Source organism: Deltaproteobacteria bacterium, from assembly GCA_022340465.1.
In the GTDB taxonomy this organism is placed as follows: domain Bacteria; phylum Desulfobacterota; class Desulfobacteria; order Desulfobacterales; family B30-G6; genus JAJDNW01.
In genome coordinates this window covers 1-18710 of sequence record JAJDNW010000016.1, presented here as the reverse complement: position 1 = coordinate 18710, position 18710 = coordinate 1, and the positions used below count along the sequence as shown (strand labels likewise).

Here is an 18710-nt window from a genome sequence, read left to right as displayed (position 1 = left end):
GTCAGGGTGCCGAGTACCATGACAACCGCTATTCAACAGATTTTCCACGGAAAATCGTATAACTAAATTAAAATTGGCTGTATTCAAAGAAACACTAGGCAGTTGATCTCACATGTTTTCATCATAGCTAACGGACTGCAGACTAATAGCTTTTAAAATAGCGTTTGGGGTAGAATTACCTTGAGGTCAACAGGTGTGAAATATGCCCTAAAGGAAACGTTGTTTCGGAACGGTATGTTGCCAAACGCTATACATGCATGCGCCCCGTCCGTCAATTCCCACGCCGTTCGATGTGGCCGTGGCGGACATGCCGTCACTGGACCGGCTCGACAGGGACAGGAAAAAGGCTTGACAGGGGCGATGGTATGCTGTAGTGAGGCACGATATCGAATATGAAAGAGGCGTCTCTGTGACAACGATCTACTCAGGCAATTATTCTTATTATTACTGGTTTTATTACGGAACCAGTCTGCCTGGGGTGCGCTGAGACACAGAAAAAAACACGAGCGCAAAAAGCCGCGGGCGGACCGACCCCGCGGCTTTTTTATTGCAGGCCGCGGGAACAAGCCGCGGCTTTTTCCGTCTCAAACGAAAGGAATGCGGAAAATGCAACAGATTACGGATTTACGAGTTGGCGGGTACATGCCGCTGGTGGCGCCCAGGACGATGAAAGAGGAGCTTCCCATGACCGCGACGGCTCGCGAAACGGTCATTTCCGGCCGCCAGGGGATCGAAGGCATACTCAGGGGGGAAGACAAACGCCTGCTGGCCATTGTGGGACCGTGTTCGATCCATGATGAGGAATCGGCGTTGGAATACGCCGAGCGGTTGAATGCGCTGCGCAAGAAGGTGGAAAAGACCCTCTTCGTGGTCATGCGCGTCTATTTCGAAAAGCCGCGCACTTCCGTTGGCTGGAAAGGGATGATCAACGACCCCCACATGGATGGCAGCTGCGACATTCAGGCCGGACTGCGCAGGGCGCGCAAACTCCTCCTGCAGATCAACACGATGGGGCTGCCTGCTGCCACCGAACTGCTGGAGACGATTACGCCGCAGTATGTGGACGATTTGGTAAGCTGGGCCGCTATCGGGGCCCGCACCACCGAATCCCAGACCCATCGTGAAATGGCCAGCGGTTTGTCCATGGCCGTGGGGTTTAAAAACGCAACCGACGGCAACCTCAGCACGGCTATCAACGCCATGGTGGCCGCCAGGGCGCCCCAGAGTTTTCTGGGGATCGATCAGGAGGGGCAGACCTGCGTGGTCAAAACCAACGGCAATCAGATGGGGCACATCGTATTGAGGGGAGGACGTCGGCCCAATTACGACGCCCTGAGCATCGAGGAGGCCCGCCTGGAGCTGGCCGGCAGAAATTTGCCCGAGGGGATCATGGTGGACTGTTCGCACGCCAACTCCAAGAAAAAGTACCAGGGCCAGACCATCGTCTGGAAGAACATTGTCGATCAGTACGTTCACGGCAACGACGCCATCGTCGGCCTGATGCTAGAGAGCCACCTGCACGAGGGCAACCAGAAGTTTTCCGGAGATTTTTCACAATTGAAATACGGTGTGTCCATTACCGATGAGTGTATTTCGTGGGAAACCACTGAGAAGCTGATCCGCTACGCCCATGAAAAGCTCGGGCGCCTGCGGCACAACATGATGAGCTACGAAGCGCCCGAAGGCATCAAAACCATGGACAACATTCAGGAACCGCTATGGTGAAAACACGGACCATAGCGGGAATCAGCGGTCGGTCGGACATCCACGTGGGTGAGTCTCTGGACGAGCTGCGGCAGTATCTGCCGGCGGGCCGGCGTGTGGCCGTCATTACCGACACCATCGTTCGGGACCTGTATGCCAAGCGTTTTCCACAGGACGCCGCCTGCATTACCATCGGCGTGGGTGAAGAAGTCAAAACCATGGCCACCGTGGAGCACATCTTCGAACAACTGATCGCGATGGATGCGGACCGCTCGACATTCATTGTGGGCATCGGCGGGGGCATCGTCTGCGACATCGCGGGACTGGCGGCCTCCCTTTATCTGCGGGGGGTGGACTTCGGTTATGTTTCCACGACCCTCCTGGCCCAGGTGGATGCCAGCGTCGGCGGCAAGACAGGGGTGAATTTCGGGGGCTACAAAAACATGGTGGGGGTTTTCAATCAGCCCCGGTTCGTGATTTGCGACACGAGCCTCCTCGGGACGCTTCCTGCCGGCGAGGTGTCGTGCGGGTTTGCCGAAATCGTCAAGCATGGCGTTATTGCCGATGCCGACATGTTCGCGTACCTGGAACGGAACAGCGCCGGGGCCCTGGCTCTGGATGATGCCGTTTTACAGCATCTGGTGGTTGCCTCCGTCGACATCAAGGCAGGCGTCGTAGGGCGCGACGAAAAAGAAAAGGGGGAGCGGCGTATTCTCAACTTCGGTCACACCTTTGGTCACGCCATCGAAAAATCGACCGGCCTGCGCCATGGCGAGGCGGTCAGCCTCGGTATGGTGATCGCCGCGGCTCTTTCGGTGGAAAGGGGATTGCTGAGCCGGGAGGATGAGGCCAGAATCGTTGCTCTCCTGAAAAGTCTGCAGCTTCCGGTGAAGATAGAGATGGACAAAGACGCCGTGCTGGACGCCCTTATGAAAGATAAAAAGCGGCAGGGCGACAGCATCAAGTTTGTGCTAGCCGATGGCCTGGGCGGTGCGCTCGTACAGGATGTGGGCTATGGAGAGCTGACTCGAATCGTGAAGCGGCTTGACTGAGGTCAACGAAACAGTGAACACGGTGGAGATAAAAACAGGCCCGATCAGACCGCAGACGGTCGTGGTGCCGGGATCCAAGAGCTTTTCGCACCGGATGCTGATCGCGGCGTCACTGGCGGACGGCTGCAGCATCATCGACAACTGCCTCGAGAGTGACGACACCACATACACCGTCCGGGCATTGAAGCAGTTGGGGGTGGCGATACGGGGCGGCTTTGAGCGCTTGTCGATCGAGGGAAAAGGCGGCCGTTTCGATGCCAGTGAGGAGCCGATATTCGTCGGCAACTCGGGCACATCCATGCGTCTGTTGACGGCCCTGGTTGCACTGGGACGGGGTACATATGTGCTGACCGGCACGGACCGCATGCAGGAGCGGCCGCTGGACGATCTTCTGGACGGCCTCGTCCAGATCGAGGTGCCCGCGCGCGCGCTAAAAAACAACGGGTGCCCCCCGGTGGAAGTCAGGGGAGGTGAGGGCGCAGGCGGCCCGCTGCGCCTGCGCTGCGGCAAAAGCAGTCAGTACTTGTCGGCCATGCTTCTGATTGCGCCGTATCTGGAAAAGGGCGTTGAAATCGAGGTCATAGAGGGGCCGGTTTCCAAACCCTACATCGACATGACCATCCATGTGATGGAGCAGTTCGGCGTGCATGTGGAGAGATCCGGCCACCGCTATTTCAAGGTGACGGGTCGTCAGTCCTACAGGAGCGGCTGTTACGCCGTGGAACCGGACGGTTCCCAGGCCGGTTACTTCTGGGCGGCCGCAGCCGTCACCGGATCAGCGGCAACGGTCCGGGGGACCCGCACGGATTCCCTGCAGGGCGATATCCGCCTGGTGAGGCTGCTCGAAGCTATGGGATGCCGCTGCACCGAGGAACGCGACGGCATTCGACTGCAGGGCGGCAGGCTTGAAGCCATCGATGCAGACATGGCGGACATGCCCGACATGGTGCCGACGCTGGCCATCGTTTCCGCGTTTGCCCGGGGAACGACGCGGATCCGTAACGTGGCCCATCTCAGGGTCAAGGAGAGCGATCGCCTGGCGGCGGTGGCCGACGGACTGACCCGGATGGGCATCTCGGCGGTTTGTACGGCGGACGGCCTGGTGGTGGAAGGCGGCAACCCGCACGGGGCCGAAATCGACACCTTCGACGACCATCGCATTGCCATGAGCTTTGCGGTGGCGGGCCTCGCCGTACCGGGCGTGGTCATCAGGGACGCGCATTGTGTGGAAAAATCGTTTCCCAATTTCTGGGAGGTTTTTTCAGGCCTTTATGTATAGCTTATATTAAACCGGGGTGCACGGTATACGGCGAGCCCCGTGTTGGGTGGGACAATTGGGAGCGACATGGCGAGTACGTTTGGACAGGTATTGAGGGTGACCACTTTTGGCGAGTCACATGGCAAGGGCGTGGGGGTGGTGATCGACGGGTGCCCGGCGGGCATGCCCCTTACGGAAGAGGATATCCAGGTCCAGCTGGACCGCCGGCGTCCGGGTCAGAGCCGGTTGACCACGGACCGGGGGGAGACGGACACGGTGGCTATTTTGTCGGGAGTCGAAAACGGCCGCACCCTGGGCGTGCCGGTTACGCTTTTCGTGGCCAACAAGGACCAGCGCCCCGGGGACTACCAAAGCCTCAGAACGGTCCCGCGCCCCTCCCATGCCGATTACACCTATCAGGTCAAATACGGCACGCGTTCGTCCAGCGGTGGGGGGCGCGCCAGCGCCAGGGAAACCATTGCGCGCGTGGCCGCCGGGGCGGTGGCGGAAAAGGTGATCCGGCAGCTTTGCGGCATCGACATTTTGGCCTGGGTCAGCTCCGTGGGATCCCTGGATGCGCCCGGTTTTGACTGGGGCACGATCGGCAGGGCGGATGTGGACGTGCACGCGGTCCGCTGCCCCCATGCGGAAACGGCGGATGCCATGGCGGCCATGATCATGGCCGCCAAGGACCGGGGCGACTCCCTTGGCGGCGTGATTACCTGCGTCTGCCGGAATGTCCCCGCCGGGCTGGGCGAGCCGGTGTTTGACAAGATGGAAGCCCTGCTGGCCCACGCAATGCTTTCCATTCCGGCCACCAAAGGCTTTGAAATCGGTTCCGGATTCGACGGCACCCGTATGCGCGGGTCCGAGCACAACGACCCTTTTGTGCGCAAGGGGGACCGCCTGGGAACGCAGACCAACAACAGCGGTGGAGTGCAGGGCGGCATCACCAACGGGGAGCCGATCGTGTTCAGAGTGGCTTTCAAGCCCGTGGCGACCATCGGCCTTGCCCAGAAGACGGTGGACTTTGACGGCAACGAGACGGTCCTGGAGGCCAGGGGGCGCCACGATCCGTGCGTGCTTCCCCGCGCGGTTCCCATCGTGGAGGGCATGACGGCCCTGGTATTGGGGGACATGCTGCTGATGCAGAAAATGAGGGAGACGGCTCAACATGCGCTTCGCTGAACGGATGAGCCGCATACAGGCGTCGAGGACGGTGCAGTTCACGGTGTTGATGCAGCGGCTAAAAAAGGAGGGCCGGCGGATTATCAGCTTTGCTGTGGGCGAACCGGAATACCCCACCCCGCCGGAGATCGTTCGAGCCACCTGCGACGCGCTTGAAAACGGCAAGACCCGCTACGGGGCGGTTCAGGGCAACGCCGATCTCCGGTCCAGGCTTGCGGAACGGTTCGAGGGGTATGACGGCGGCAACATATTGTTGTCCAACGGATCCAAGCAGTGTCTCTATTCGATCTTCCAGACGCTTTGCGGTCCGGGCGACCAGGTGATCATTCCCCGGCCGTACTGGGTCAGCTTTTCGGAGCAGATCCGGCTCGCCGGAGCCATCCCGGTCTTCGTGGACACGCGCGCGCACCAGCTCGATTGCGAGGCCATCGCCGCCGCCGTCACCGACAGGACCCGGATCATCCTGATCAACAATCCCAACAACCCGACCGGCGCCGTGTATCCCAGGGAAGACGTGGAGCGCGTCGCCGAATTGGCCCTGAGGCATGATTTGTACATTCTTTCCGACGAGGCCTACGAGTATTTTACCTATGACGGACGGGCCTTTGTAAGCCCCTATGCCATCGAGGCGGTTCGCGATCGCTGCGTGGTCGTCAGGAGCTTTTCCAAGAGTCACTGCATGACCGGATTCAGGGTCGGGTACGTGGCCGCCCCGGTGGCTTTCATCGAAGCCTTGTCCACATTGCAGAGCCACCTGAGCGGGAATGTGTGCAGCTTTGCCCAGGAAGGTGCCCTGGCGGCCCTTAAAATGGACGCTTCCTTTGTTGAATGGATGCGGTCGGACCTGCAGCGCAAGAGGGATATCGCCTACGGATATGCGGGGAAACTGTTTACCTGTATCGAGCCTCACGGGGCTTTCTACCTGTTCGCGGACGTGTCGGCACATTTGTCCGGCGGCAGAACGGCCGAAGACCTGGCCGCCGCACTGCTCGAGGAGGCCGGGGTGGCTGTCGTTCCCGGCGAGGCGTTCGGTGTGCAAAACCACATTCGCATTTCATATGCCCTTCCCGAGGAGGAGCTCGTCGAAGGCTTCGAACGCATGGCGGAGGCGTTATGATCGGTATCGTCGGATTCGGCCGTTTTGGCCGCTTGACGACCCGCTATCTGGCCGAAGATTTCGAGGTGGCGGTGTACGACAGCGGGGACAATGCATCGGCCATAGAGAAGAGCGGCGCTGCGGCCGTTTCGCTCGAACAGGCCTGCGGAGAAGAGATCCTCATCCTGTCGGTGCCCATTTCCGTTTTCGGCGCAACCCTCGAAAAGGTCCGGCCACTGCTCCGAAAGGATGCGCTGGTCGTCGATGTCTGCTCGGTGAAGCTCTATCCGGTTGAGCTGATGCAGAGGCTCCTGCCCGCAGGCGTATCCATTCTGGCAACCCATCCCATGTTTGGCCCGGACAGCGCCGCCGATTCCCTCAAGGGGCGCAAAATCGTTCTGTGCCGGGAGCGGATTGACGAGGCGCGTTATCTCGAGATAAAGGCGTACCTGGACGGCAAGGGCCTGTTTACCATCGAGGCCACGCCGGATGAGCACGATCGCCAGATTTCCGTAAGCCTGGCCTTGACCCATTTCATCGGGCGCAGTCTTTCGGAATTCGGGGCACAGCCCCTGGGTATCGACACGGAAGGCTATCAGCGTCTGCTGCACGTGCTCGAGGTGGTGGAAAATGACACCTGGCAGCTGTTCGTGGACATGCATCGCTACAACCCCTATACCCGCAGGCACAGGCGGGAAATGATCGAGGCCCTCCACCGCCTAAACAGCAAGCTGGAAAAGAGCATGGAGGAAAGCGATGCGTGAATTCATGGTGTCCGGCGTCTCGACCGCAAAAAATGTGGGCTGGGGTGCTGCAGGCATAAATTAATACTTGATGCCCCGGTAAAAATAGTATAATGGGTATTCGACTGCGTTGAATTACGAAGCGCGGCCGTGTCGCTGTTTTTTTTGAGGAAAAAAGATTGCATCATGTATAGAAAACCGAACACACGTATGAGTAGCTGGTGGTGGCAGGCTGACATAACAGGGCCTGCCGACGGGAGTTCGTGCGTTTGATTGACTGAGACAAAATAACCATGAAAGCCGCAGGCAGCCAGAGTGCCTGCGGCTTTTTTCATTTAAGGGGGCCCCGGGCGCAACGCTCGCGGCCCTTTCTTTTTGGCACGATAATCGTTTTTACACGGGGTGGAGCGGAGAACAAAAGTTTTAACATATAAAATTACACGGAGTGATGGCGTATTGTGGTGATGGAAAGATGTGCAGCAGCCTGAACGTTCGAATGATGGCTTTTGAAGTGGCCTGCAATCTATAGGCGCGTTATGACCTGCTCATTCCCATTGCGCCAATACGCCATCACCCCATCAAATATCACCCATTAGGGGTAAAATCGTAACCCGGTTTTCAGCTGGGTTTTGCAGTGAAAGGAAGGACAGCCCATGCAAATTCGTCAATTTCCGGAAAGAGAAAAATTTTGCCAACAGGCAAGGCACGGCAACGTCGTCCCGGTCTGTGCCGAGATCCTGGCGGATACGGAAACACCCGTATCGCTGTTGAAAAAATTTTACCGGCAGGGCAAGCCGATATTTCTCCTGGAAAGTGTGGAAGGGGGCGAGAAGTGGGGGCGGTACAGCTTTTTGGGCGTATCCGCGCGCTGCCACCTGAAGGTTTATCGGGATACGGTCACGATTCAAGAGAACGGGTCCACCAGGACCGTCGAGCACGGCAACGATCCACTGGCCGTACTGAAAGCGTACATGGCGCAGTTCGAGCCTGTGACCATGCCGGATCTGCCCCGCTTCTGGGGGGGATTGGTGGGCTATCTGACGTATGAAATGGTCTCTTTTTTCGAGGCGATTCCCAACCACGAAGATGCCGACAAACCGCTGGCACACTTCATTTTGCCCGATGAACTGATCATTTTTGACAACATCCGCCACACGCTTTTCTGCCTGGTGATCGGTTTTCCCGCTGACGACCAGGACCCGGGGCAGGTGTATGCGGCCGCTGCGCGGCGGATCGAGGCCCTTCTAGAGGAGATCGGGAAACCGCTTCCCGGAAATGGCGGGCCGGAAAAGAGGTCGGATCACAAGCTGGCCGTTCACCCGGAAGAGGGAGCGTACCAGCCCAAAGTCGAAGCCGTCAAGGATCACATCCGCAAAGGCGATATCATTCAGGCCGTCATTTCCCAGCCTTTCACCTGCGACAATCCGCCCGATCCGTGGAGCCTTTACCGGGCGCAGCGATACGTCAATCCGTCGCCCTACCTTTACTTCATGCACTACGACGACATGACGCTGGTGGGCTCGTCCCCGGAGACCATGGTGCGCCTCGAAAACGGGGTGGCGACGCTGCGGCCCATTGCCGGCACCAGGCCGCGCGGCGAAACGGACCGGCAGGACCGCCTTCTGGCGGACGAACTGCTGAAAGACGAAAAGGAACGGGCTGAGCACCTCATGCTGGTGGACCTGGGCCGTAACGATCTGGGGCGGGTGGCGGAAACCGGGAGCGTCCAGGTAACCGACCTGATGATCATCGAACGCTACTCCCATGTCATGCACATGGTGTCCAATATCAACTGCGACCTGAAAAGAAAGCACGATGCATGGGATTTGCTCAAGGCGACCTTCCCGGCCGGGACGCTGACAGGGGCGCCCAAGGTGCGGGCCATGGAAATTATTGCCGACATGGAATCCTGCGCACGCGGGCCTTACGGCGGGGCGGTGGGGTATATCTCCTTCAGCGGCAACCTGGACATGGCCATTACTATCCGCACGGCCTGCATCCAGAACGGTGTCCTGACCGTGAGGGCCGGGGCCGGAATCGTAGCCGATTCCGATCCCGAGAGGGAGAACCAGGAGACCATCAACAAGGCCATGGCCATACAGAAGGCGCTTGCGCTGGTGCCTTGAGAGGAAAACAACAGCGCATCGGCATGTTGAGAGCGAGGCATTTTCAAACAGGTGACAGAATGACAACCACATTACGAAAGGATACCCGGACCATGATCGTCATGATCGACAACTATGACTCTTTTACCTACAACCTCGTGCAGTATCTGGAAGAGATCGGTGCAGAAATAAACGTGTTCAGGAACGACGCCGTCGATATCCCCGGACTGGAAGCGCTATCGCCTTCCGGTCTGGTCATTTCTCCGGGACCCGGGCGTCCCGATGAAGCCGGCATTTCCATCGATGCCATTCACGCGTTTACAGGCAAAATTCCCATTCTGGGCGTCTGCCTGGGGCACCAGGCCATCGGCAGGGCTTTTGGCGGCGAGATCGTGTCGGCCCGCAACCTCATGCACGGGAAGACATCGTCGGTTACCACGGACGGCCTGACCATCTACGACCGTATCAAATCGCCTTTTACGGCCATGCGTTATCATTCGCTGGCCATTTCGCGCGCATCCCTGCCGGACGTTTTGCAAATAACCGCCGAGGCGGATGACGGCGAAATCATGGGGGTGCGCCACAAGGAGCATCCCACCGAGGGGATTCAGTTTCACCCGGAGTCGATTATGACGTCGGTCGGCAAACGGCTGTTGAGAAATTTCTATGAACGGACCAATGGGATGTTGGCGTAATGAAATAATTGAGCCGTCGGGGTGTTTTTCCCGTCATCCCCGCGCAGAGCCTGACCCGGTATAGGGGTGAGCCAGGGCAGGCGCTGCGCGGGAATGACAAGGGTTTTAGACTAAAACTCCCCGACCCTTGAAATAATTAACAGGAGGGATGGACATGTTTAAACAACTGCTTCAGGAGATCATTTCAGGCAATGACTTGCCGGCGGAACAGATGGCCAGTCTTGTGGGCCGGATTCTGGACGGCGAGGCCACGGACGCCCAGATCGGCGCCTTCATGGGAGCCCTGGCCGCAAAGGGGGAAAGCTTCGAGGAACTGACCGGGGCGGCGCAGGAAATGCGCCGGAAGGCAAAACGCATTCAGGCCTCCAGCCCGGAGGTGGTGGATACCTGCGGCACCGGCGGCGACAGTGCCAACACCTTCAATATTTCCACCACGGCGGCCTTTGTGGTTGCCGGGTGCGGCATCACCGTGGCCAAACACGGCAACCGCTCCGTTTCCAGCCAGTGCGGAAGCGCCGATCTTTTGGAGGCACTGGGGATGAACCTGGACGTGCATCCCGAAATCGTCGAGGAGGCCGTTAATGAAATCGGCATCGGTTTTCTTTTTGCCCCCCTCTATCACAGTGCCCTGCGTTTTGCGGCCAGGGCCAGGAAGGAGGTGGGGGTGCGTTCCATTTTCAACATGTTGGGCCCCCTGACGAATCCGGCCGCGGCCAATTGCCAGGTACTCGGGGTGTACGCCCCGGAATTGACGGAAGTTTTTGCCCAGACCCTCGGCAGCATGGGGGCTAAAAGGGCTTTTGTCGTTCACGGCCACGACGGCCTGGATGAGATATCCGTGTGCGCGCCCACGCGCATATCGGAACTCGACGCCGGACAGGTCAAGACCTACGATATCGCACCGGAACGATATTTCGGAGAGGCGGCCGGGGATGAAGAGATCAGGGGCGGCCGGCCGGAGGAAAATGCGCTCATTACCAGGAGCCTTCTGGAAAAGCGGGCGCAGGGTCCCAAACGCAACATCGTGCTCATCAATGCCGCCGCTGCCATTGTGGCGGCCGGGAGGGCCGCAACGCTGAAGGAGGGCATCCGAGCAGCCGGCGAAGCCATCGACAGCGGTGCCGCTGCTGACAAGCTGCATGCTCTCGTGAAATTCACCAATCAGAACGGTTAGAGGGACGGGCTTGACATGAATCCATCTTTTTTAGAGAAGATTGTCGATCACAAACACAAGGAAGTCGCGGCCGCCAGGGCGCGTGTCCCCGAAAGCGGTCTTTTGAAATCCGCCGGGGAAGTCAAAAACCGGCGTTCGCTGGCGGCGGCCCTTCAGCCGCAGGCTGTCCCGCCCGTGAACATCATTGCCGAAATAAAGCGGGCCTCGCCTTCCAAGGGGGTGTTCCATCCGGGCCTTGACGCCGGCAGCCTGGCGGCGGAATATGAGGCCGCCGGGGCAGCAGCCATTTCCGTGTTGACCGACGAACGCTTTTTCAAAGGAAGCGCCCGGGATCTCATGGCGGTAAAAAAAGTCTCCACCCTGCCGGTCTTGCGCAAGGATTTTCTGGTCTCGCCATACCAGGTGTTGGAGGCGGCGGCCTGGGGAGCCGATGCCGTGCTCCTGATTGCCAGGATTCTGAGTGTGCAACAGATTCGTGACTATCTGGCCATGTGCGCCGAATTCGATATGGACGCCCTGGTGGAGGTTCATTCCCGTGAAGACCTGATCAAGGTGCAGCAGACGCAGGCGGTCATCATCGGCATCAACAACCGGGACCTTTCGACCTTTGAAACGAACATCCAGAAGGCCATGGAGTTGGTTCGTCTTCTGGCGCCCAACCAGATTTCCGTGGCGGCCAGCGGCATCGCCGGACCCGAAGATATTCGCCGGAATGTCGAGAATGGGCTGACGAATTTCCTGGTGGGCGAGAGCCTGGTGCGTTCGGAGGACGTCAAAGGGCACCTCGAGGCGTTGCTGGCGGCAGGGGAAACGCATTGAGGCTCCCATGCGGGAACCGGCGGGAAATTCCTGTCATTTAGCCGGAAGCAGTTAATTGAAGGGTCGGGGTTTTTTAGCTTAGAATCCCTTTTATCCCGGCGCAGCAAGGGGATAACGGCCATTTTGCAAAGTTTCAACCCGGTTTTCCGTTACTCAACGCCCAAAAGCCACCCAGTGATATATAATAAAAAAAATAAACCCAGTCACGAAAGCGGGAAAAAGCGAAAATTTTCATGATCTTTTCCGGTTTATCCGGGTTGGGAAAGAGAAACAGATGATGGTTGATGAGAAAGAGAGGCAAGAGACGGCCCCCCACCCGATGCCGCCACAGGTCAAAATCTGCGGCCTGACCCGGGCGGACCAGGCCCGTGCCTGCGCCGCGGCCGGGGCGGCGGCCATCGGATTCGTCTTTTACGACAAAAGCCCCCGCAATGTCTCCATCGAGGAGGCACGCACCATATCCGCCGACCTACCGGTCGGAACGGGCCGGGTCGGCGTTTTCGTGGACGCCCCGCTGGACTTTATCCGCAGGCGGATAGAAGACTGCGGCTTGACGGCCGTACAGCTTCACGGCATGGAGACGCCCCGGCAGGTCCTCGAACTGAAAGCCATGGGCGTCCGGGTGATCAAGTCCTTGTTCGCCAGCCGGAAGCCGCACATGGATGAAGCCGCGCGTTTTGCCGCCGACGCCTGCCTGGTGGAGTGCGGCAAGGGGACGCTTCCGGGGGGCAATGCAACGGTCTGGCACTATGCGGATGCCCGGGAGGTCGGGCGCCGCCACCCCCTAATCCTGGCGGGCGGCTTGTCTCCGGAGAACGTGGCCGCTGCCGTCGGCGCAGCGCGACCGGACGCAGTGGATGTCAGCAGCGGGGTCGAGATAAGACCGGGTGTCAAAGAGATCGTTCTGGTAAAACAATTTATGCAAGCCGTTTCCAACGCTACGCACAACAACCGTTTGAGGAGGATATTTTGATGGTTGAATACGAAACGTCCGCTGAAAAAGCGGAACTGAACAGCAAGGGCAGCCGCCCCGACAACCTGGGCCACTTCGGTCCTTTTGGCGGTCGTTATGTGGGCGAAACGCTGATGCCGGCGATCCTGCAACTGGATAAGGACTACGCCGCCATATCCCGAAATGTGGAATTTCAAAAGGAGTTGCAGGCGCTGCTGCGCGATTATGCCGGACGGCCCACGCCCCTGTTCCATGCGCGTCGGTTGAGCGCGGCCATGAATGGCGCCGCCATCTATTTGAAGCGCGAAGACCTGACCCACACCGGGGCCCACAAAATCAACAACACCCTCGGCCAGGGGCTCCTGGCCCGCTATACCGGCAAGACCAAGCTGATCGCCGAAACCGGGGCGGGGCAGCACGGCGTGGCAACGGCCACCACGGCGGCCCTCTTGGGGATGGAGTGCAAGATATTCATGGGGGTGGAGGATATCCAGCGGCAGGCTCCCAACGTGCGCCGCATGGAGCTGTTGGGGGCGACGGTGATGCCGGTGTCGTCAGGCAGCGGCACCCTGAAGGATGCCATGAACGAAGCCATGCGCTTCTGGGTGTCGGCCGTCGAGGACACGTTTTACGTCATCGGTTCCGTGGCCGGACCCCACCCCTATCCCGCGATGGTGCGTGATTTCCAGAGGGTGATCGGCATCGAAGCGCGACAGCAGATCCTGGCGGTGAACGGGTCTCTTCCGGATGCGCTCGTGGCCTGCGTGGGCGGAGGCAGCAACGCCATGGGGCTTTTTTATCCGTTTCTCGAGGACGACGTGCAGATGATCGGCGTCGAAGCCGGCGGCAGGGGGATTGCCACCGGGAAACATGCCGCCACGATTTCGGAAGGAACGGTGGGGGTGCTCCACGGCTCAAAATCCTTTGTCCTGCAGGACGATGACGGGCAGATCAAGGAGGCCCACTCCATTTCCGCCGGCCTCGACTACCCCGGTGTCGGCCCGGAACACGCCATGCTCAAGGAAAAAGGCCGGGCAACCTATGTAACCATCACCGATGCCGAGGCCCTGGACGCGTTCAAGCGGCTCTGCCTGTTGGAAGGCATCATCCCCGCGCTGGAGAGCGCCCACGCGGTAGCCTATGCCATGCAGGAAGCCGCCCGCCGGACGGCCGATCAGTCGTTGATCGTCAATCTTTCCGGCAGGGGAGACAAGGACCTGGGAATCATTTTCAAGGAGAAAACGAACAGATGAACCGAATCGATACGACATTCAAGAACCTGAAGGAGAAAGGCGAGAGCGGTCTGGTGGGGTTTGTAACGGCGGGTGACCCCGATATGCAGCGCTCTCTGGAAATCGTTCAAACCATGTGCGCTGCCGGGCTGGACGTGTTGGAACTGGGCATCCCTTTTTCCGACCCAACGGCGGACGGGCCGGTCATCCAGCGCTCTTCCGCCCGGTCGCTTGCCGGCGGAACAAATCTGCCGGCGGTTATGACCATGACACGCGAAGTGAGAGCCGCTACGGACATTCCCATTATCCTCTTCAGCTACTACAACCCTATTCTGGCATACGGGCCGGGCGAATTTTATGACGATGCCGTCGCAGCGGGGGCCGACGGCGTCCTGGTGGTCGACCTTCCCCCCGAGGAATCCGATGAAATGACCGACCTGTGGCCGGGCGAAGCCCTTTCTCTGATCCGCCTGGTGGCGCCGACGACGCCGCGGGAACGAATGCAAACCATTGCCGGGGCGGCAAGCGGGTTTCTATATCTGGTATCGAAGACCGGTGTCACCGGTAGTGACGGGTTGGACCTCGTCGCGGTTTCCGCGAACACGGCCGTGTTGAAGTCCGTTTCCAATCTGCCGGTATGCGTGGGATTCGGCATTTCCACTCCCGAAGACGTCGCCGCTGTCGCCGCAGCCGCCGACGGCGTTGTCATCGGCAGCGCCTTCGAAAGAATCATCGAGGAGAACCTGGATCATCCGGAACTCGTCCCCATGGTGGGGGATGCGGTGAAGCGGCTCAAGGGCGCTACCGTGCGATGATGCCGGGAATCGTGAAATGTGAGATGTGAAACGTATGGCGCAGGGCCCAAGGCGCAAGGCAATTTCAAAACATCGTGCGTTGAGCGGTCCTAACCTTGAGCCCCGGCTTTTCAGGCCGGGAGGGGTGCGTGATCTGGAGGCGCCGGAAACCCTACGACCGATCGCCGTGCAGCACTTTCAGCTTGGCGTCGATCAGCTGGTCGTGGGAGAGGCGCAGCAGGTGTTTCAGCTTGTTCATCAAATAGTGCTCGTACTTGTCCATTTTGCCGTCCACATAGACAACCTGCCACAGGGCTTCGATGATCGCGATTTTTTCCTCGTTGGAATAGTTCCGGTTGATCAGGCTGGCAAACTGCCAGAGGTCGACACTTTCCTCCAGCTCCTTTTCCGCTTCGGCGATCAGGGCGTCGGCGTGTTCGCCCGCCAGGCCGTATTTTTCTTTCAGGATGGCCAGAATCGCTTCCATTTCCGCCCGGGTAAAGTGTTCGTCGATACTGGCGAGCTCCACCAGAAGGGCGCAAACGGCAACGTGGATGTCATGGGCGGGCGTCTCACCGCCGGCAGGGACTCCGTCGGTGGGGATTTTGCTGAAAAAGTGTTTGATACCGGCCAGCATAGTGCTCCTTTCGGTTGCGGTTCAGATGGTGCCGTCGGAAAATTTTTCGGTCGTTTTAATTGCCGACCGTCGACCCCGAAAAACGAAGGTATACAGACCGTCCCGGTCTTCCATGCAGACGGCCATTTTCATCATGCTGCGGTCGGTGAACTTGATCAGGTCTTGGCCGTCGTACACGTACAGGCAGTCACTTTTGATGTACAGTTGATCGGGATTCAGTTCCAGCCGCTGCCCGGTGTTCAGGACAAGGGTAATCGTATCGCCGATCACCACGTCGAAAACGAAATAGGCGGTCTCCTCGTAGGGGAAATAGACCTTTTCGACGGTGTCCTCCTGCTGCTGGGTGAGGTAGAAGCCGTGCCGGTCTTTCCTGATGCAGGTGTTGAAATAATCGATCACCTTTTTGTGCCGGAAACGTCCGTGCCGGTTTTTCCAGCAGCCGTGGGCATCCATGTGGAACACGGCATCCTCTTTTTCGATCACGATTTCCCTGGGTTTATCGGCCATTTAAAATTTCCGTGCGCGTTTCGAAATACCTGAATCAGCGACCTCCGGCAGAGCCGAAGGTATAAGGAAAGGCCCCTCGAAGAGGTCTGGACTCCTGTCGCCGCTAATCGCTTCTAGATTGCAGTCCGTTAGCTATGATGAAAACATATGTGATCAAGGGCCTGTTGTTTCTTTACGTACCGCCAAATTTGATGCAGTTATAAGATTTTCCGTGGAAAATCTGTTGAATAGCGGTTGTCATGTTATTCGGCTACCTGACTGCTTTGGGAAAAAAATTCTTATGATGACCATCGCTTGTATCGGAACATATATATGACAACCGCTATAACATGTCTGTCAGCGTTTTTCCATTGTCATGGCGTACAGCAGCTCTATTTCCTTTGCCCACAGGGTTTCATCCGGCGTCTCGAGAATCAGGGGGATTCCGTCGAGACGGGGATCGGTCATGATGAAGCGGAAGGGCTCCAATCCAAGGGTGCCTTTGCTGATGCCCGCGTGCCTGTCGACCCGGCTGGCATGGCCCCGCTTCGAATCGTTGAGGTGCATGCCTTTCAGATAACGGAGGCCTACCACGGCGTCGAAGGTCGACATGGTCGCTGTGTAGCCCCGCTCGGTCCCGATGTCGTAGCCGGCGGCGAAGGTGTGGCAGGTGTCGAGGCACACCCCGATCCTGGTTTTATCTTCCACCCGATCGATGATGGCGGCAAGGTGTTCGAAACGGTAGCCGACGTTGGTGCCCTGCCCGGCCGTGTTTTCGATAACGGCGCAAACGCCGCGGGTTTTGTCCAGAGTGATGTTGATGGACTCGGCGATGCGTCCGAGGCAGTCGTTCTCGGACATTTTGTTGAGATGGCTTCCGGGGTGAAAGTTGAGATACACCAATCCCAACTGTTCGCAGCGGCGGCATTCGTCCAGGAAGGCCTCCCTCGATTTGGTCAGCGCCTTTTCTTCCGGGTGCCCCAGGTTGATGAGATAGGAATCGTGGGGCAGAATCGCTTCGGGACCGAAACCGGCCGTTTCGCAGTTGTGGCGGAACCGCCTGATATTTTTATCGCTCAACGGTTTGGCCTTCCAGCGGCGCTGGTTCTTGGTGAACAGAGCAAAGGCCCGGGCGCCTATCCGGGCGGCGTTGAGAGGGGCGTTTTCGACACCGCCCGCGGCACTGACATGGGCTCCGATTTTTTTCATAGCGGGTGAGTTTTCATGCATTGTCAAAAAAAGACAGCCGCCTTGTATGCGACCTTTTTTATCCGCCTTCGCAGAAGACCACGGCATGCAAAGTGGATGAATGCGCAGATCCAATCATGCTAGGGCGCGATGCCGATTTCATCTTTACGCCACCCGTATCTTTAGGATGGCCGTTTTGATGGACGAAAGAGATCGATGACGGTAACCTCCGGCGGCGCCAGGAACCGGATCGGCGGCCCCCAGGTGCCGGTCCCCCTGCTGACGTAAAGGTGGGCGCCGTTGCCCAGTGTCGAGAGACCGGTGTGCATGCGGTAGAACATTCTGGTCGCCAGACTGAAGGGGAAGATCTGGCCCTTGTGGGTGTGGCCCGACAACTGGAGGTCGAACAGTTTTACGGACTGGGGGCTGACGACCGGCTGGTGCTTCAAGAGCAGGGTGAAGCGGTCGCGCGGCAGTTTTTCCAGAAGGGCTTTTTCCGACAGGGCATGCTTTTTGCGATAGCGACCCCGGGCGGGGTCGTCGACGCCGGCGATATTGATCACGCCGTCAACGGTCCGGCCGTCCTCTCTCAGAACCACGAACCCCGCCTTTTCGGTGAATGCCAAGGCCCGTTCAAGGCCGGCATAAAACTCGTGATTGCCGGTGACGGCAAATTTGCCGTATTTGGCGGGGACGCTTTTGAGCATGCCCGCCAGCGCTTCAGGGCGGTCCATGTATCCATCCACGAGATCGCCCGTCGACACCAGAATGTCCGGACGTGCGTCTTTCACCTTGTTGATGATGCGTTGGAGCCGCGATTTTCCCACGATGAGGCCCAGGTGGATGTCGGATATCTGCACGATTCTGATTTCCTTGACATCGGGGGGCAGTTTATCGGTCGTGAGCGTGATGACTTCGGTGCGGATAGCCCGGGCCTCGAAGTAGCCGTAAACCGCGATGACGGCGGTTAGCAAAAGCGCCACCAAGCAGTAGGTCCTGTGGGAAAATGTCAGGTGGGCGAGAGGGCTGTTGAGAAGGTGCCGTGTCAGGAAATGCAGGAACCTGTAAATATCAAAGAGAAACGAACAGGAAACGAAGAGAAAAACAAGTCCCATCCACGTGAAGGCGATGACGGCCAGGCCCCGTGCCAGGGTGCCCTGTACGGCATGCTCCATGGCACGCACGGCCATGGGAGCCACCACCATCAGCAGCATCAACAGTGCCAGGAGCGAATTGCCTGTCATGCCGAGTTCGAGGCCCCTTTTCAGCTTCATGAAAGCGTAGGCATGAACACCGCCGTAGATGCTGATATATAGAAGCAGAAACAAAACCATGTATTCATCCTTCGTGCGAGGCGTTTACTTTCCGGCGCAGCTTTTTCAATTGCCCCTTGCGTTTTTTGGCGGCGAGCTTGCGTTCCTTGGCCGCCCTGGTCGGACGGGTCCGGATGCGCCTTTTCGGCCTGACGGCGGCGGACTGCAGCAGCTGAACGAGCCGTTGGACGGCGTCGCGCCGGTTTTGCTCCTGCGTACGGTGCCGACCGGCCCGGATAACCAGCAGTCCGTTTTCGGTCAACCGCCTTCCGGC

General features: G+C 58.7%; 18 protein-coding genes. 13 read left to right on the top strand and 5 right to left on the bottom strand.

The window, feature by feature from the left end:
- Nucleotides 1–606: 606 nt before the first annotated feature.
- The 13 genes from LJE94_02850 (at nucleotide 607) to trpA (ending at nucleotide 14833) form a co-directional block, all read left to right on the top strand.
- On the top strand, nucleotides 607–1725 hold the full coding sequence (locus tag LJE94_02850; protein MCG6909047.1) for a 3-deoxy-7-phosphoheptulonate synthase: 1119 nt from the start codon (nucleotides 607–609) through the stop codon (nucleotides 1723–1725).
- Entirely contained in the window at nucleotides 1719–2756 is a 1038-nt protein-coding gene (gene aroB / locus LJE94_02845) for a 3-dehydroquinate synthase (protein ID MCG6909046.1), read from the top strand. The genes LJE94_02850 and aroB overlap by 7 nt, the downstream gene beginning before the upstream one ends.
- Complete coding sequence (aroA, locus tag LJE94_02840) at nucleotides 2749–4035, top strand: 3-phosphoshikimate 1-carboxyvinyltransferase (GenBank protein ID MCG6909045.1); 1287 nt, start codon at nucleotides 2749–2751, stop codon at nucleotides 4033–4035. Before aroB ends, aroA begins: the two co-directional genes overlap by 8 nt.
- Nucleotides 4036–4101: 66 nt before the next feature.
- The gene (gene aroC, locus LJE94_02835; GenBank protein ID MCG6909044.1) at nucleotides 4102–5202 is read left to right on the top strand and encodes a chorismate synthase; all 1101 of its coding nucleotides are present in this window, start codon (nucleotides 4102–4104) and stop codon (nucleotides 5200–5202) included.
- Nucleotides 5189–6319: a pyridoxal phosphate-dependent aminotransferase gene (locus tag LJE94_02830; GenBank protein ID MCG6909043.1), complete on the top strand. Its 1131-nt coding sequence runs from the start codon at nucleotides 5189–5191 to the stop codon at nucleotides 6317–6319. Before aroC ends, LJE94_02830 begins: the two co-directional genes overlap by 14 nt.
- A complete protein-coding gene (locus LJE94_02825) occupies nucleotides 6316–7062 on the top strand; it encodes a prephenate dehydrogenase/arogenate dehydrogenase family protein (protein MCG6909042.1) in 747 nt (248 codons plus the stop codon). Before LJE94_02830 ends, LJE94_02825 begins: the two co-directional genes overlap by 4 nt.
- Nucleotides 7063–7694: 632 nt before the next feature.
- Nucleotides 7695–9167 carry a chorismate-binding protein gene (locus LJE94_02820; protein ID MCG6909041.1) on the top strand — a complete coding sequence of 491 codons (1473 nt, stop codon included), beginning with the start codon at nucleotides 7695–7697 and terminating at the stop codon, nucleotides 9165–9167.
- A 92-nt stretch (nucleotides 9168–9259) separates the two neighbouring features.
- A complete protein-coding gene (locus LJE94_02815) occupies nucleotides 9260–9841 on the top strand; it encodes an aminodeoxychorismate/anthranilate synthase component II (protein MCG6909040.1) in 582 nt (193 codons plus the stop codon).
- A 154-nt stretch (nucleotides 9842–9995) separates the two neighbouring features.
- Complete coding sequence (trpD, locus tag LJE94_02810) at nucleotides 9996–11015, top strand: anthranilate phosphoribosyltransferase (GenBank protein ID MCG6909039.1); 1020 nt, start codon at nucleotides 9996–9998, stop codon at nucleotides 11013–11015.
- A gap of 15 nt (nucleotides 11016–11030) precedes the next feature.
- Nucleotides 11031–11834, top strand: coding sequence for an indole-3-glycerol phosphate synthase TrpC (trpC, locus tag LJE94_02805; protein MCG6909038.1), 804 nt, complete (start codon nucleotides 11031–11033; stop codon nucleotides 11832–11834).
- Between the two features lie 274 nt (nucleotides 11835–12108).
- Entirely contained in the window at nucleotides 12109–12807 is a 699-nt protein-coding gene (locus LJE94_02800; protein MCG6909037.1) for a phosphoribosylanthranilate isomerase, read from the top strand.
- Complete coding sequence (trpB, locus tag LJE94_02795) at nucleotides 12807–14039, top strand: tryptophan synthase subunit beta (GenBank protein ID MCG6909036.1); 1233 nt, start codon at nucleotides 12807–12809, stop codon at nucleotides 14037–14039. Before LJE94_02800 ends, trpB begins: the two co-directional genes overlap by 1 nt.
- Complete coding sequence (gene trpA / locus LJE94_02790; protein MCG6909035.1) at nucleotides 14036–14833, top strand: tryptophan synthase subunit alpha; 798 nt, start codon at nucleotides 14036–14038, stop codon at nucleotides 14831–14833. Before trpB ends, trpA begins: the two co-directional genes overlap by 4 nt.
- Nucleotides 14834–14984: 151 nt before the next feature.
- Here the strand turns inward: trpA and LJE94_02785 are convergent, their stop codons facing one another.
- The 5 genes from LJE94_02785 to LJE94_02765 form a co-directional block, all read right to left on the bottom strand.
- Nucleotides 14985–15449, bottom strand: coding sequence for a TerB family tellurite resistance protein (locus LJE94_02785; protein ID MCG6909034.1), 465 nt, complete (start codon nucleotides 15447–15449; stop codon nucleotides 14985–14987).
- Nucleotides 15450–15470: 21 nt separating this feature from the next.
- Complete coding sequence (locus tag LJE94_02780) at nucleotides 15471–15956, bottom strand: MFS transporter permease (GenBank protein MCG6909033.1); 486 nt, start codon at nucleotides 15954–15956, stop codon at nucleotides 15471–15473.
- A gap of 336 nt (nucleotides 15957–16292) precedes the next feature.
- A complete protein-coding gene (gene nfo / locus LJE94_02775; GenBank protein ID MCG6909032.1) occupies nucleotides 16293–17144 on the bottom strand; it encodes a deoxyribonuclease IV in 852 nt (283 codons plus the stop codon).
- Between the two features lie 161 nt (nucleotides 17145–17305).
- On the bottom strand, nucleotides 17306–18457 hold the full coding sequence (locus LJE94_02770) for a metallophosphoesterase (protein ID MCG6909031.1): 1152 nt from the start codon (nucleotides 18455–18457) through the stop codon (nucleotides 17306–17308).
- A 4-nt stretch (nucleotides 18458–18461) separates the two neighbouring features.
- Nucleotides 18462–18710, bottom strand: a 249-nt coding sequence (locus tag LJE94_02765) for an aminoacyl-tRNA hydrolase (protein ID MCG6909030.1), incomplete at its 5' end; no start/stop codon positions are given.